This window comes from Enterobacter sp. Res13-Sevr-PEC09-46 (assembly GCF_015672585.1).
Taxonomy (GTDB): domain Bacteria; phylum Pseudomonadota; class Gammaproteobacteria; order Enterobacterales; family Enterobacteriaceae; genus Enterobacter; species Enterobacter hormaechei_C.
This window is the reverse complement of sequence record NZ_JADABR010000015.1, coordinates 217581-233034: the sequence shown is the minus strand read 5'-3', so window position 1 is coordinate 233034 and position 15454 is coordinate 217581. Positions and strand designations below refer to the sequence as shown.

General features: G+C 54.5%; 14 protein-coding genes. 7 read left to right on the top strand and 7 right to left on the bottom strand.

Translation table 11 applies throughout. The features are described from left to right. Positions 1-52 precede the first annotated feature (52 nt). Both IMQ56_RS09090 and IMQ56_RS09085 read left to right on the top strand, forming a co-directional pair. Positions 53-1231 (top strand): acetyl-CoA C-acetyltransferase, encoded by a 1179-nt coding sequence (locus IMQ56_RS09090; RefSeq protein ID WP_017692722.1) that lies wholly within the window; start codon positions 53-55, stop codon positions 1229-1231. Positions 1232-1547: 316 nt separating this feature from the next. After that, entirely contained in the window at positions 1548-2231 is a 684-nt protein-coding gene (locus tag IMQ56_RS09085; RefSeq protein WP_196063871.1) for an oligogalacturonate-specific porin KdgM family protein, read from the top strand. A gap of 153 nt (positions 2232-2384) precedes the next feature. On the opposite strand, the gene IMQ56_RS09080 is transcribed toward IMQ56_RS09085, so the two are convergent. Then, positions 2385-3560, bottom strand: coding sequence for an oligogalacturonate lyase family protein (locus tag IMQ56_RS09080; protein WP_032649393.1), 1176 nt, complete (start codon positions 3558-3560; stop codon positions 2385-2387). Positions 3561-3860: 300 nt separating this feature from the next. On the opposite strand from IMQ56_RS09080, the gene kduI reads away from it, so the two are divergent. The 3 genes from kduI (at position 3861) to IMQ56_RS09065 (ending at position 7250) form a co-directional block, all read left to right on the top strand. Next, a complete protein-coding gene (gene kduI, locus IMQ56_RS09075; RefSeq protein WP_032649391.1) occupies positions 3861-4697 on the top strand; it encodes a 5-dehydro-4-deoxy-D-glucuronate isomerase in 837 nt (278 codons plus the stop codon). 63 nt (positions 4698-4760) lie between these two features. Continuing rightward, entirely contained in the window at positions 4761-5522 is a 762-nt protein-coding gene (kduD, locus tag IMQ56_RS09070) for a 2-dehydro-3-deoxy-D-gluconate 5-dehydrogenase KduD (RefSeq protein ID WP_003862835.1), read from the top strand. A 312-nt stretch (positions 5523-5834) separates the two neighbouring features. Then, positions 5835-7250: a sugar porter family MFS transporter gene (locus IMQ56_RS09065; protein ID WP_023295370.1), complete on the top strand. Its 1416-nt coding sequence runs from the start codon at positions 5835-5837 to the stop codon at positions 7248-7250. Positions 7251-7334: 84 nt separating this feature from the next. Here IMQ56_RS09065 and IMQ56_RS09060 read toward each other — a convergent pair whose 3' ends face one another. The 4 genes from IMQ56_RS09060 to IMQ56_RS09045 are packed head-to-tail and all read right to left on the bottom strand — an operon-like array spanning position 7335 to position 11560. Then, a complete protein-coding gene (locus IMQ56_RS09060) occupies positions 7335-8621 on the bottom strand; it encodes an ABC transporter substrate-binding protein (RefSeq protein ID WP_058700900.1) in 1287 nt (428 codons plus the stop codon). 13 nt (positions 8622-8634) lie between these two features. Beyond that, a complete protein-coding gene (locus IMQ56_RS09055) occupies positions 8635-9762 on the bottom strand; it encodes an ABC transporter ATP-binding protein (RefSeq protein ID WP_023295369.1) in 1128 nt (375 codons plus the stop codon). Between the two features lie 12 nt (positions 9763-9774). Then, positions 9775-10677 (bottom strand): carbohydrate ABC transporter permease, encoded by a 903-nt coding sequence (locus IMQ56_RS09050; RefSeq protein WP_003862827.1) that lies wholly within the window; start codon positions 10675-10677, stop codon positions 9775-9777. Beyond that, positions 10670-11560: a sugar ABC transporter permease gene (locus IMQ56_RS09045; protein ID WP_196063870.1), complete on the bottom strand. Its 891-nt coding sequence runs from the start codon at positions 11558-11560 to the stop codon at positions 10670-10672. The genes IMQ56_RS09050 and IMQ56_RS09045 overlap by 8 nt, the downstream gene beginning before the upstream one ends. Before the next feature lie 544 nt (positions 11561-12104). On the opposite strand from IMQ56_RS09045, the gene wzz(fepE) reads away from it, so the two are divergent. After that, positions 12105-13241, top strand: coding sequence for an LPS O-antigen length regulator Wzz(fepE) (gene wzz(fepE), locus IMQ56_RS09040; RefSeq protein ID WP_049134900.1), 1137 nt, complete (start codon positions 12105-12107; stop codon positions 13239-13241). A 33-nt stretch (positions 13242-13274) separates the two neighbouring features. On the opposite strand, the gene IMQ56_RS09035 is transcribed toward wzz(fepE), so the two are convergent. Next, the gene (locus IMQ56_RS09035) at positions 13275-13598 is read right to left on the bottom strand and encodes a cupin domain-containing protein (protein WP_015571763.1); all 324 of its coding nucleotides are present in this window, start codon (positions 13596-13598) and stop codon (positions 13275-13277) included. Between the two features lie 135 nt (positions 13599-13733). On the opposite strand from IMQ56_RS09035, the gene IMQ56_RS09030 reads away from it, so the two are divergent. Beyond that, positions 13734-14426 (top strand): aspartate/glutamate racemase, encoded by a 693-nt coding sequence (locus tag IMQ56_RS09030; RefSeq protein WP_196063869.1) that lies wholly within the window; start codon positions 13734-13736, stop codon positions 14424-14426. Here the strand turns inward: IMQ56_RS09030 and IMQ56_RS09025 are convergent. After that, a complete protein-coding gene (locus IMQ56_RS09025; protein ID WP_017692726.1) occupies positions 14421-15347 on the bottom strand; it encodes a LysR family transcriptional regulator in 927 nt (308 codons plus the stop codon). The genes IMQ56_RS09030 and IMQ56_RS09025 overlap by 6 nt on opposite strands. Positions 15348-15454: the final 107 nt, after the last annotated feature.

The following is a 15454-nucleotide window of genomic DNA, read 5'->3' as shown; positions in this document are numbered from 1 at the left end:
TTGTTGATAACAATCCTCTACTATCTTCATGTCATTTTGCACAGAGGTCGTGATGAAAGATGTCGTTATAGTGGGTGCGTTACGTACGGCTATCGGCTGTTTTCAGGGAGCGCTTGCGCGTCACTCTGCGGTTGATCTCGGCAGCGTGGTGGTAAGAGCGCTGGTGGAACGCAGCGGGGTTGCCGCACATGAAATTGATGAGGTGATCCTGGGCCAGGTGCTGACCGCTGGCGCGGGACAAAACCCTGCGCGCCAGGCGGCGCTGAAGGGCGGCCTGCCTAATACCGTTTCGGCAATTACCATCAACGACGTCTGTGGTTCAGGCTTGAAAGCGCTCCATCTTGCGACGCAGGCCATCCAGTGCGGTGAAGCGGACGTGGTCATTGCCGGCGGGCAGGAGAATATGAGCCGTGCCCCGCATGTCCTGACCGACAGCCGGACCGGCGCGCAGCTCGGGAACAGTCAGCTGCTTGACAGCCTGGTTCACGACGGGCTGTGGGACGCCTTCAACGACTACCATATGGGCGTAACGGCGGAAAACCTGGCGCGGGAATACGGTATCAGCCGCGAGCTTCAGGATGCATATGCCCTCAGCTCACAGCAAAAAGCGCGTGCAGCGATCGACTCCGGGCGTTTTCGCGATGAAATTGTCCCGGTCAGTACCCAGCGCCAGAACGGCGAAGCGCTCATCGTCGATACCGACGAGCAGCCGCGCACCGATGCCAGCGCAGAAGGGCTGGCAAAACTCGATCCGGCCTTTGAAACGCTCGGTTCCGTAACGGCAGGCAACGCCTCATCCATTAACGACGGTGCGGCGGCGGTGATGATGATGAGTGAAAGCAAAGCCCAGGAGCTGGCGCTGCCGGTGCTGGCGCGGATCAAAGCGTTTGCCAGCGTGGGCGTTGATCCCGCGTTAATGGGGATCGCCCCGGTCTATGCCACGCGCCGCTGCCTGGAGCGGGCGGGCTGGGAGCTGAACGATGTGGATCTGATTGAGGTCAACGAAGCTTTTGCTGCACAGGCGATCTCGGTCGGGAAAATGCTGGAATGGGATCCGCTGCGGGTCAACGTCAACGGCGGAGCCATCGCGCTGGGCCATCCCATTGGCGCCTCCGGCTGCCGCATTCTGGTGTCGCTGGTCCACGAAATGAAAAAGCGTAACGCCCGAAAAGGGATCGCAACGCTCTGTATTGGCGGGGGGCAGGGGGTGGCCCTGGCTATCGAACGGTAATTTCTCCCTCTGCGCACAGAAACCTCCCACGGGAGGTTTTTTTGTGTCCGCAGAATCCTTTTTTAACACTTCTGCGTTCTTTCTGAAGCCCGCAATAATTATTGCGCGGTTAATTATTGGCTTTGTGAAGTGCTTAATGTGATCTCACGCCTGAAATTTACGGTTAATACCCTTTTTTTGTTGATGGGGTTCACGTCGATCTTTGCCAAAAAAAATGAAACAAATAATTTCGATCCTTGTCACTAAAATAACGGTGCATAAAAAATAAACTCAAGTTTCATAAAAACGAAACGTTATTTTAATTGAGGGTTTTTTCATGTTTAAGAAATCTCTGCTCCTTGCTTCCCTTATTAGTGCCTCTTTTGCGGCTAGCGCCGTTACCGTCGATCTGCGTCACGAATATATTGACAGCGGCTCGAATGCCGACCGTGTTGCCGTCTCGCACCGCTTTGATAATGGCTTTGGTTTTTCAGTCGAGGCGAAGTGGAAATCAGGCGGGGACAAGGCAGATCAGCCATTCGCGGATGTAGTGGGGAACGGTCACGAAGATCAGATAAGCTGGCGCTGGAAAGCGACAGACAATATCGCCCTGACCCCTGCGTTTACGATTGAAAGCACAGACAGTCGCACCATTTATAAACCGAATCTGCATGTGCAATATAGCTTCGATAATGGCTTCTACGTGGCTGCGCGTTACCGTTACGAATATACCCGCTACCCGTCAAGCTCAAATAAGGACGATGATAAAGTTAACCGTGGCGATGCGTGGGTCGGTTGGGTATTAGGTAACTGGCGTACCGAGCTGAACTATGTTTACGCGAAAAGTTCTGAAGGCGTGGCCCGAAATAACAATAAAGATTATTCCAACGAATATAACGCCAAGCTGGCCTACAAATGGGATAAAAACTGGGCACCGTATGTGGAGGTGGGCAACGTGGGGGTTAAAGACACGGACGAACGCCAGACCCGGTTCCGTTTAGGCGTGGCGTACTCCTTCTGATAATTTATCTTCTTCGCTAAAACTGCCGGGTGGCGCTTCGCTTACCCGGCCTACACCTTCCTTCCACTCCGTCGTTTCGTATGTCGCGCAATCACCCAAAAAAAAGCCCTCCGAAACGGAGGGCAAGGCCAGTTACAGAAACACTAACTCAAATCAGACATGCAACATTTCAGGTTGCTCAGGGAGTTTCGCGATATAGAGGGCCGGTTTGCCGTCTTTATCGGAACTGTACAGCACCGCTTTTTCGTCCGGCGTGAAGGACGGATGCGGGTGGGTTACCTGGCGGCTGTTCGCCACCGTAGCCCATGAGGTGTCATGACGGGCGATGCGGTAACAGGCTTTCTTCGCCACGTCAAAGGCATACAGATAAGGATCGTTATCAATGGTGTAGCCGCCGGTGTCTTTCACATCGACAGGCGTACCGGAGCCGTCGCCAACCAGCAGGGTGCCGTCGACGTTGCTCATCAGATGCGAACAGGCGGGCATGTTCATTACCGCTTCATTCACGCCGGTGTCCGGGTTGAAGCGGGAGATGGTGCGCCCTTGCTGACCTTTCAGGTAAGAAACGTAGATCAGCGCGGACCCGTCCGGCACCCAAAATTCATGTGTACAGCTTTCACCTTCCGCGTGCGTTTTCACTTTCCGCACGTTGCTGCCATCTTCGTTCACCAGCCACATGCGGGCGTCGACCAGGTCGTGCGGCCCTTCATGACAGAAGGCCACGGTATTGTCATCGAACGGGCGATAAATCGGATGTCCCAGCCAGATCTTCTCGTCATGAATGGTGGTGCTTTCACCCGTTTTCAGATCAACGCGCAGCAGGCGGCAGTGCGGCCCTTTGTGGAAGAAGTCGTGGAAAATTTTCCAGTCGTTGAGTGGCGTCCAGTCGCGTCTGGCAATCTCAATACCCACCAGTTTGGTGCAGTCGCTGTTCGCGACCCAGGTGCCGTAGCCGACCCACTCTTCCGGAACGCGGTACACTTCGCGCTCTGCCAGCGTCTGTAAATCCACCTCCAGCAGGGTGCGATCGTTCTTCACATAGTAGAGGGATTTATCGTCCGGAGAGAGAAACCCGCCAAAGGTGTTATCGCCCGCGCCTTCGGTCAACTGTACCGCTTCGGCTTTTTTCAGATCCAACAGGTAATAGTTCCAGTGACCGTCGAACTCCCCGGCGAACAGCAGGTGGCTGCCATCGTTAAAGAAGCACTTCTGGTAAAAGTAGTTGCGATGACAGGTTACTTCCGGTGGGGTCAGGCGGGTGACTTCCACGCCTGTATCCGGATCGCGGCTGACCTCGTAGTTCAGCTTGACCCGCATACCTTTAGCCATAATGCACTCCTTTGAACGCGTAATGTAGGTTGAAAACTGGGTGTTAAATTATCAAAACGTTGTTTCATTATGTGTGACTGACAGCGCACTTTCTCAGTTTCATTAACCAGATTGAGGGTCTTAAAGATTTATCGTGATCGAAACACCATTTCTGGCATAAACAAGCAGAAAAAATGAAACGTTGTTTTAAATGCAATTGAAAACCCCGTGGTCAGGGGATAATATGTGTTCATCACGAAAACGGAACGTTGTTTCGTTATTTATCTTTGCCTTCGGGCACGATCAATTCTGGAGGTTTACGTGGACGTCAGACAAAGCATCCACAGTGCGCACGCTAAAACGCTGGATACTCAGGGGCTGCGCAGTGAGTTTTTAGTTGAGCAAGTGTTCGAAGCCGACAAGTACACCATGGTCTACAGCCATATTGACCGCATTATTGTGGGCGGGATTATGCCGGTAGCGAAAACCGTCTCCGTGGGCGGTGAAGTGGGCAAACAGCTGGGCGTGAGCTACTTCCTCGAACGCCGTGAACTGGGCGTGATTAACATCGGCGGGCCGGGCACCATTACCGTCGATGGCCAGTGCTACGAAATTGGTCACCGCGATGCGCTGTACGTCGGCAAAGGCGCGAAAGAAGTGATGTTCGCCAGCATTGATGGCAGCAAACCGGCGAAGTTTTACTACAACTGCGCCCCGGCTCATACGACTTACCCCACCAAAAAAGTCACGCCAGCGGACGTTGCCCCGGTGACCCTTGGCGATAACCTCACCAGCAACCGTCGCACCATCAACAAATACTTTGTTCCGGATGTGCTGGAAACCTGCCAGCTCAGCATGGGGCTGACCGAGCTTGCGCCGGGCAACCTGTGGAACACCATGCCGTGCCATACCCACGAGCGGCGCATGGAGGTCTACTTCTATTTCAACATGGATGAAGACGCCTGCGTGTTCCACATGATGGGACAGCCGCAGGAGACGCGCCATATCGTTATGCACAACGAGCAGGCGGTCATTTCGCCGAGCTGGTCTATCCACTCTGGTGTGGGAACGAAAGCCTATACCTTTATCTGGGGTATGGTCGGTGAAAACCAGGTCTTCGATGACATGGACCACGTCGCTGTTAAGGATCTGCGCTAGTCGCAGGCAGTTAAGTATATATCTGCCTGTTGCTGACAGGCGCTGAACGATTAAGGAATAAACATGATTCTGGATGCATTTTCTCTGCAAGGTAAAGTGGCTGTGGTTTCCGGTTGTGACACCGGGCTGGGGCAGGGTATGGCGTTAGGTCTGGCGGAAGCGGGCTGCGATATCGTCGGGATTAACATCGTTGAGCCAACGGAAACCATCGAGCGCGTCACCGCACTGGGCCGCCGTTTCCTGAGCCTGACCGCGGACCTGCGCAAAATCGATGCGATCCCTGAGCTGCTGGATCGCGCGGTGGCGGAGTTTGGGCATATCGATATTCTGGTCAACAACGCCGGCCTGATCCGTCGTGAAGACGCGATTAACTTCAGCGAAACGGACTGGGACGACGTGATGAACCTGAACATCAAGAGCGTGTTCTTTATGTCCCAGGCGGCTGCGAAGCACTTCATCGCCCAGGGGAAAGGCGGCAAGATCATCAATATTGCCTCCATGCTCTCTTTCCAGGGCGGCATCCGCGTGCCGTCTTACACCGCATCGAAGAGCGCCGTGATGGGCGTGACCCGTCTGCTGGCGAACGAGTGGGCGCAGCACAACATCAACGTCAACGCGATTGCGCCGGGCTACATGGCCACCAACAATACCCAGCAGCTGCGTGCGGATGAAGAGCGCAGTGCAGCTATCCTGGAGCGTATTCCAGCGGGCCGCTGGGGTCTGCCGAGCGATCTGATGGGCCCGGTTGTGTTCCTGGCGTCCCCGGCTTCGGATTACATTAACGGCTACACCGTTGCCGTTGACGGCGGCTGGCTGGCTCGTTAATCAGCCCGAATAAAGAACCTCTGCCCTCAGGCAGAGGTTTTTTTTTGCGCCAAAATTGGCTTTATCCATATCCTTAAAGATGAAAAATCCATACTGAAAAGGAATGGATGATGGGTGTCACACATTTATTGCTTAAATATTAACTAATTAATAAAAAATAAGGTTAAACCACCCTGATTTGAAATTGTAATGTCCATCACAGATCGGTATGTCGTAGCGAAATAATCCATATCTTCACCAGTTCCGGCCTGACACTTTCTTCCGGTATCTCGTAATTTCACTTAACGAATTTCGCTGTTGAGGCAGGAAACTATGACATCTGTAAATGACTCTACCCTTATGCCCGCTGCGCTGCGCGATACCCGACGCATGAACCAGTTTGTTTCTGTTGCGGCCGCCGTAGCCGGTTTACTGTTTGGTCTGGATATCGGCGTTATCGCTGGCGCACTGCCCTTTATTACCGACCACTTTACGTTAAGCAACCGCCTGCAAGAGTGGGTGGTGAGCAGCATGATGCTGGGTGCGGCCATCGGCGCACTGTTTAATGGCTGGCTGTCGTTCCGTCTCGGGCGCAAATACAGCCTGATGGTTGGGGCGATCCTGTTTGTTGCCGGTTCCATTGGCTCGGCGTTTGCCATCAACGTTGAGGTGCTGCTGCTCTCCCGCGTGCTGCTGGGCGTGGCGGTGGGTATCGCGTCCTACACCGCGCCGCTTTACCTCTCCGAAATGGCGAGCGAAAACGTGCGCGGGAAGATGATCAGCATGTACCAGCTGATGGTGACGCTCGGGATCGTGCTGGCGTTTCTGTCGGATACATACTTCAGCTACAGCGGCAACTGGCGGGCAATGCTTGGCGTGTTGGCGCTGCCTGCGGTGCTGCTGATTGTGTTAGTCATTTTCCTGCCGAACAGCCCGCGCTGGCTGGCGCAAAAAGGGCGTCACGTGGAGGCGGAAGAGGTGCTGCGAATGCTGCGCGACACGTCTGAAAAAGCGCGTGAAGAGCTGAACGAAATCCGCGAGAGCCTGAAGCTGAAGCAGGGCGGCTGGTCGCTGTTTAAGGCAAACCGCAACGTGCGCCGCGCGGTGTTCCTCGGCATGCTGTTACAGGCGATGCAGCAGTTCACGGGGATGAACATCATCATGTATTACGCCCCACGCATCTTTAAAATGGCCGGTTTTACCACCACCGAACAGCAGATGATCGCCACGCTGGTGGTAGGGCTGACCTTTATGTTCGCCACCTTTATCGCGGTGTTCACCGTTGATAAGGCCGGACGTAAACCGGCCCTGAAAATTGGCTTTAGCGTGATGGCGCTCGGCACCTTAATACTCGGCTACTGCCTGATGCAGTTCGATAACGGCACGGCGTCAAGCGGCCTCTCCTGGCTCTCCGTCGGCATGACCATGATGTGCATCGCCGGTTACGCGATGAGCGCCGCGCCGGTGGTGTGGATCCTGTGCTCTGAAATTCAGCCGCTGAAATGCCGTGACTTTGGTATCACCTGTTCCACCACCACCAACTGGGTGTCGAACATGATCATTGGCGCGACCTTCCTGACGCTGCTGGATGCGATTGGCGCGGCAGGCACCTTCTGGCTCTATACGGTGCTGAACGTGGCATTTATCGGCGTGACCTTCTGGCTGATTCCGGAAACCAAAGGCGTGACCCTGGAGCATATTGAACGCAAGCTGATGAGAGGGGAGAAACTACGTAATATCGGCGTGTAATGTCATTGCCCGGTGGCGCTTCGCTTACCGGGCCTACGATAGCCTGTAGGCCGGGTAAGGCGTAGCCGCCACCCGGCTTTGTGTTTACCGCATCGCACGTCTCAAAATACGCTCCGCCTGATGCTGGAAGTCAGCGGCCGTCTCTTCCACGGTTTTCTGCCCGTAGTCGATATACTGCAAAGAAGTACCGAACTGCGCCACAATCTGTGGGTCGTCAAAGTATGGCGAGACGGTGAGTTTCGCCGGCAGCGACTGCGCCAGGCGCAGGCCCGCCACGGATGGATCGTCCTCTTTAATGGTGCCGTCTTCGGTCAGATACTGCACCGCCACTTTGCTCAACGGCACGCCGCGCTCAAGACCCAGCGTATCGACCCCTTCTTTGCTGTTGAGCAGGAAGTTAATCAGCTTCGCTGCCGCTTCCGGGTTTTTGGTTGTCTTACCAATCGACAGCATCTGCGCCGGTTTGAAGAACAGACCCGCGTCGGTGGCTCCCGGCAGCATTGGGTAGCTGCCGAGCTCCAGTTTCGCCGGTGGCTTCAGGTTGTCGGAATATTTGTTGATGGTGGAGTTCCACATGTAGGTGCCGCCCCATTCACCCTGGATCCACGGCTTCATCTCATACATGTTGCTCTTACCGAACGAGGCATAGTATTTGGTGTCCGGCATGACGTGGCTGTCGATCAGCTTTTTGTAGGTCTGGAAAAACTCCACCCACTGTTCCTTTGTGTAGCTGAACTTTTTGGTTTTCTCATCCACCGCAGGAATGTTGTACTTCTGGATCATGTACGAATTCAGCAGCGCCAGCGTATCCTGGTGCTCCAGGATCACCGGGTAGTATTGCTTGCCGAGCTTGCTCTCGAAGGTTTTACCGGCCGCCATCAGCTCGTCCCAGGTTTTCGGGTACGCAATACCCGCTTTTTTCCAGGTTTCGTCATTGAAGTAGAACACGCGCGCCGTCACCGAGATCGGAATGCCGTTCAGCTTGCCGTCCACGGTGGTGGTTTGCAGCTCTTTGGGATCGAACTGCGACAGGTCGATCACGTCCTTCATCTTGTTCAGATCGTAGAAGCCGTCACCGGTTTTGGAGAAGATCGGCAGCCAGTTCCAGTTGGTCTGCATCACGTCCGGCTCGGTGCCGCCCGCAATCTGGGTGGTCAGACGGGAGAGGTGACCGTCCCAGCCGGTGTATTCCGCTTTTACGTTGATGTCCGGGTTCTGCTTATGGAACTCTTCCAGCGCTTTCAGAGTGACCTGGTGACGGCCATTGCCGCCCCACCAGGACATCCGTAAATCCACATTCTGCGCCATCGATGGCAAAGCGGTAAGGCCCAGGGTCGCGGAGATTGCTGCGCTTAAAAGCACTTTTTTCATTTTTATCACTCCATCAGAGAGAGAGGTTCTGTTCAGTTTTTGCGTCAAAAATATGACACTTGTTCATCTCAAACGTGAAATACACCTTACGATGAAGCCCTTTATCAATCATTGGCTTAGCTTCATCGGACGGGATTCGGGCGGTCAGTTCGTAGTCCGCGACCTTCAGGTACACAAAGAATTCGTGGCCCATGTTCTCCACGCGCACCATCTCCCCGCTACAGCCGCCATTCGGGAAGGGCTCATCAGAGAGCGACACAAATTCCGGGCGCACGCCGTAGAAGATCTCCTGACCCGCGTAAGCCGCGACTTTCTCCTGCTTCTCCGCGTTCAGCGGCATGGTTTCATCGCCAATGGCGATGTGCAGCTGGCCCGCTTTTTCGACCAGCACGCTTTTGCGTATATTCATCTCCGGCGCGCCGATAAAGCCCGCCACGAACATGTTCTTCGGCTTGTGGTAGAGGTTGTCCGGCGTGTCCACCTGCATGATATGGCCGAGCTTCATCACGCAGATGCGGTCGCCCATGGTCATCGCTTCGGTCTGGTCGTGGGTCACGTAAACGGTGGTCGCCGGTTTTCCTGACTTCTTCAGCTGCTTGTGCAGGTCAGAAATACGGATACGCATCGAAGCGCGCAGTTTGGCGTCGAGGTTTGAAAGCGGCTCATCGAACAGGAACACATCCGGCTTTTTCACAATCGCACGGCCTACCGCCACGCGCTGCGCCTGGCCGCCGGAAAGCTGGCGTGGCAGGCGGTCGAGCAGCTCTTCCAGCTCAAGAATTTTGGCGGCTTCATTCACCTGAGACTCAATCTGATCTTTCGGCAGTTTGCTCAGCTTGAGACCAAAGGCCAGATTCTCGCGCACCGTCATGTGCGGATAGAGGGCGTAGTTCTGGAACACCATTGCAATACCGCGCTCTTTCGGCGCGAGGTTGTTCACGATCTTGTCGCCGATGCGCACCTCGCCGCCGCTGATGGTTTCCAGCCCCGCCAGCATGCGCAGGGTCGTGGATTTGGCGCAGCCGGACGGCCCGACAATCACCATGAATTCCCCTTCAGCAATTTTAAGATCGATAGCGTGTACCGCTTTAAAGCCGTTGGAGTAGACCTTTTCCAGCTTGTTGAAAATAACTTCAGCCATGGTATTTCCCTCTTAACCTTTAATTCCGCTGCTGGTGACGCCCTGTACGAAGTAGCGCTGTGCCAGGAAGAAGACAATGATGGATGGCAGAATGGAGATGCTCGCCATTGCCAGAATTTCGTTCCACGGCGCGCCTTCGGTGACGTCGATGGACATTTTCAGCGCCAGTGCGATGGGGTATTTATCCACGCTGTAGACGTAAATCAGCGGCCCGATAAAGTCGTTCATGGACCACATGAACTGGAACAGGGCGACGGAGATAATGGCCGGTTTCAGGATCGGCACCACCACGTACCACAGCACCTGAATGGAGTTACAGCCGTCTATCTGCGCCGCCTCTTCCATGTCACGCGGGACGCCGCGCAGGAACTGGATCAGCATGAAGACGAAGAACCCCTGAGTGGCGAAGGCCAGCGGCAGGTACAGCGGCATATAGCTGTTGAGCATGCCCATTTCACGGAACATCAGGTACTGCGGGATCAGCAGCACGGTGCTGGGCAGCAGCATGGTGGTGATGAGCGTGGCGAACCAGAACTTCTTCCACGGGATCTCGAAGCGGGCAAAGCCGTACGCCACGATGGTGGAGGAGATAATGGTCAGGATCACTTTCGGGATCACATACTTAAAGGTATTCAGCATGTAATGGCCGAAGTTGTACTCGGTGCCGGTTTTCCAGCCGTTTACGAAACCATCCCAGGTGGCGTGGGCAGGCCACAGGCTCAGGGTGGTGAAGATCTCGTGGTTCGGTTTAAACGACGCGGAGAACATCCACACCAGCGGGTAAAGCATCAGCAGGCCGACAACCAGCAGGATCACATAGCGAACGGAGGCGTTGATTTTCTCTCTGCGCAGCGTGCGGGCCACTTCGCGTTCGGCGACGCTTCTTGCCGTGGAGAGTTGTTGAATATCAGCCATTTTTGCCTCCTTTATCGGCGGAGTAGAACACCCAGTATTTCGACGACTTAAAGGCGATACCGGCGAAGACGGCCACCACCAGGAACAGGACCCACGCCAGCGCCGCGCCATAGCCCATATCGAAATACTTAAACGCGGTGTCGTAGATGTAGAGCGAGAACAGATAGGTCGAATAGGTTGGCCCGCCGCCGGTAATCACGTACGGCCCGGTAAATTCCTGGAACGCCTGCGTGGTCTGCATGATGAAGTTGAAGAAGATCACCGGCGTAATCAGCGGCACGGTCACCTTCATGAACATCTGCCATTTCGATGCGCCATCGATCATTGCCGCTTCATACTGGGACTGCGGTACGTTTTGCAGCGCGGCCAGGAAGATGACCATCGCGGAACCGAACTGCCAGACGCGCAGCAGGGTAACGGACATCAGCGCCAGCGACGGTTCGCCCAGCCAGTTCACCGGATCAAAGCCAAATACGCCGATAAAGCTGTTCAGCAGGCCATCGATGGCAAATAAGGCGCGCCACAGTACGGCAATGGCGACGGAGCTGCCGAGGATCGACGGAATATAGTAGGCAGTGCGGAAAAAGCCGATGCTGCGTAATTTAAAGTTCAGGACAAAGGCAATGCCTAATGCAAAGGCGAGCTTTAACGGGATGGTTAAAAATACATAGGCAAAGGTCACGCCCATGGATTTCCAGAAGAGCGTGTCTTCGGTAAACATGTAGCGATAGTTTTCGATGCCGTTAAACACCGGCGGACTCATCAAATCGTAATCCGTAAAGCTGAGGAAAAACGATGAGACGAAGGGGAATGCCGTAAAGAGTATCAGCCCGATGATGTAGGGTGATATCCATGCGAGCCCCAGCAGCTTGTTTTCATTCATACATACCTACCTGGCAATCAATGGTTTAATACGAAATCTGCTTTGTTACATTTTCCCAGGCCTGCGATGCGCGGCATGAGAGCTGAAATTCAGGGTGTAACGTCTGGCAACGGCGAAATCTACGTTTGTTTTTTAACGCTTTTTTATCTTTCTTCGTGCTGTAAGCGCTTCTGGTTTCAAAAGAGCTGAACCGGTGTTCTTGGATACTAAAACGTCGTTTTATTTTATATTATTGCGATTTATTTCTGCGTCATTCGCTTAATGGTGGAAATGTGATCGGCGTCGAAACGCTGTTTCAATATAGTGAGGGAGGTGGCATTTTTGACTTTTTACGGACTTTCGCCGCGGGCCATGAGGAAGAGATAACGAAGCAAAAGGGGAGCGGGAATAAGAATAGTCACGCAGCGTGGCTAACTACCAGATCTGATAGCAGGTCTACAGATGTACCAATTCGTCATTCAGATAATTCTTACATTCTTGTATGATTTGTTACACCGGAACCAGTCAGGCAGAATTTCACTGCATCCTTAAAAGAAGAACAGTTATGTCAGCGATGGATTTCAAAAAACATACGGATCTCAACTTTCCTCACTATGCTCCCCCGGCGGTCAGCGCTAAAGAAATAGATCTTCTGGGTCTGCTGGACGTCCTGCTGGCAGCAAAAAAACGCATCATCACCATTGTCTTTGCATTTGCACTGGTCGGCCTGGCAATCGCCTTTCTGATACCGCAAAAATGGACCAGTAAAGCGGTCATTACGCCCGCGGAACAGACGCAGTGGAGTTCGCTACGCCAGATGATGGTGGCGCTCCAGGTGCTTGATGTCGATGTGAAAATTACCCGTGCGGATGTGTTTAATCTGTTTATCAAAAAGTTTCAGTCCCAGTCTCTGCTTGAAGAGTACATGAAGAGCTCACCTTACGTGATGGCTCAGCTCGATGGCGCTCAGGTTGACCCGCTGGAGCTGCACCGCGCGGTGGTCAATATTGCCGAAAAGATGAAGGCTGTTGATAACACGCAGGAAAAAAACGCTGATAAAGCACCGTACCTCTCCTGGACCTTAAGCTTCACTGCCCCAACGGCAGAGGACGCGCAGAAAGTGTTGAAGGGTTACATTCAGTACATCTCCCGCATCGTCGAGCAGGAAACCATGCAAAGCATTCGCGATCAGCTGATCCTGAGAACCAAAACGGTTCAGCAGCAGCTGGAGCTGGATCGGGTCCGTCTGACCAATATCCACAATACCAACCTGCAACGCCTGAACTACTCGCTGGAAGTGGCGAACGCGGCGGGGATCAAAAAGCCGGTCTACAGCAATGGACAGGCGGTGAAAGACGATCCGGATTATTCCGTCGCCCTCGGTGCGGACGGGATTGCGCAGAAATTGCAGATTGAAAAAAATCTGAAGGATGTTTCTGAGCTGAACGCCGATTTCCAGAACCGCGAATACTATCTGGCACAGCTGCAAAAACTTTCCTTCGAAGATGTGAGCCTGGAGCCGTTCAAATACCAGCTTTCACCTTCTATGCCGGTGAAAAAAGATGGCCCGGGCAAAGCCCTGATCGTGCTGCTGGCGTGTATTCTGGGTGGTCTGTTCGCCTGTGGCAGCGTGCTGCTGCGCGAGGCAATGAGCACCCGCAACCCGCTGCCGGAACAACTTCCTGAGCCGGTTACGGAATAACATCAAAAAAGGCGCTCAACTGAGCGCCTTTTTTTATTTCAGGAAATCTTCGCGAACCGGCGTAAAGGTATCCAGCAGGGTGCCGGGTTTCAGGCAAACGCAGCCGTGCATCACGTGCGGCGCTTTATAGAGGGTGTCGCCCGCCATCACCACATGCTTCTCCTCGCCAATGGTGAACTCAAATTCCCCCGAGAGAACGTAGGTGAGCTGCTCATGCGGATGGTTATGCATCGGGCCAATCGCGCCTTGCTCGAAATTCACTTCCACCGCCATCATCCTGCCGTCGTGCGCCAGAATACGACGCGTCACGCCGTTGCCCAGATCCTCAAGCGTGGTCTCTTTATGGAAAATAAACATATTTTCGCCCTGTTATGTAATGAAACATTGTTTCAATTAATTTATCTCACCCGCGGCGAAAAGGAAACGTTTAGCCAAATAACTGGAAAGGCGATCACAAGTTTGCTTCACTGGGTGAAACGCACAGGAGGAAAGATGAAAACGATCGGTCTGTTAGGGGGCATGAGCTGGGAATCAACGATCCCGTACTACCGCCTGATTAATGAAGGCGTCAAACAGCGTCTGGGCGGTCTGCATTCGGCCAGCCTGCTGCTGCACAGCGTGGATTTCCATGAAATAGAAGCCTGCCAGTCGAGCGGGGAGTGGGACAAAGCCGGGCAGATGCTGGCGGACGCCGCGCTTGGGCTGGAGCGTGCGGGCGCGCAGGGTATTCTGCTGTGTACCAACACCATGCATAAGGTGGCGTCGCACATTGAAGAGCGCTGTTCGCTGCCGTTCTTACATATCGCGGATGCCACCGGGCGTGCCATACGTGCCGCCGGCATGACGCGCGTGGCGCTGCTGGGGACGCGCTACACCATGGAGCAGGATTTTTACCGCGGGCGGCTGAGCGGCCAGTTCGGGATTGAAAGCCTGATCCCGGAAGAGGCTGACCGGGGGCGCATTAACCAGATTATTTTTGACGAGCTGTGTCTGGGCACCTTCAGCGAAACGTCGCGCGCCTGGTACGTCAGCGTGATTGAGAAACTGGCGCAGCAGGGGGCGGAAGGGGTCATCTTCGGCTGTACCGAAATCGGTCTGCTGGTGCCGGCAGACCAAAGCCCGATACCGGTCTTCGATACCGCCGCCATCCATGCCGCCGATGCGGTGGAGTTTATGCTGTCATAGTGGTTTTTGCAGGTCAGGTAAGCGAAGCGCCACCTGACGCGCGTGCGCAATCAGGTGTTCACTAAACGCATCAACCAGCGCTGAGGCGGGCCGGTGCAGCGGGCGGATCAGGCTCACGGTAAAGGGAACGGAAACGCTAAAACGGCGCAGAACCACGCCGCTGCTGGCGTAGTCCATGGCCGTGAGCGGGTTCACCACCGAAATACCCACGCCCGCGCGCACCATCGCGCAAATAGACGCCGCACTGTGCGTTTCCATCACCATCCGCCGCTTCACCTGATGTTCGGCAAACAGGCCATCCAGAAGCTGCCGGTAGCTGTCGGTCTGCGACAGGCTGATATAGTTCTCACCGTGAAAATCCGCCGGCGTCAGCTCCGCTTTGTGGGCAAGCGGGTGGCTGGCAGGTAGCACGCAGACCTCATCCAGCGACAGCAGCTCCGTGCGTTCCGTTCCCGCTGGCGTGACGAGGGTTTCGGTCAGACCCAGATCGTGGCGCTGGGCCGAAAGCCACTCCTCCAGCAGCGGCGACTCCTGCGGCACGATGGTCAGGCTGACCTCCGGATAGCGGGCCAGAAAAGGCTGTAACAGTACCGGCAGGAATGACTGGGAAAAGACCGGCAGGCAGACGATGGACAGCTCACCCTGGCGGAACTCCCTCAGGCTCTCTGCCGCGCTTACGATCCTGTCCAGCCCGTACCAGGAGCGCTGAACCTCCTCAAACAGACGTAAACCCTGCACCGTTGGATGCAGCCTGCCGCGGGTGCGTTCAAACAGCTTCAGCCCCAGCACTTTCTCAAAACGCGCCAGCTCGCGGCTGACCGTCGGCTGCGAGGTGTGCAGCATGTGCGCGGCTTCAGTGAGATTGCCGGTGGTCATTACCGCATGAAAAATCTCGATATGGCGTAGGTTAACGGCGGGCATAGGGCACCTGATGGCTGAGCGTTGTCCATATCATTTTTGCATAGACTCACGATAAAACGATATTTTTTATTCTCTTCAGGCTATGGCGTAATGATAAAAAACAGATT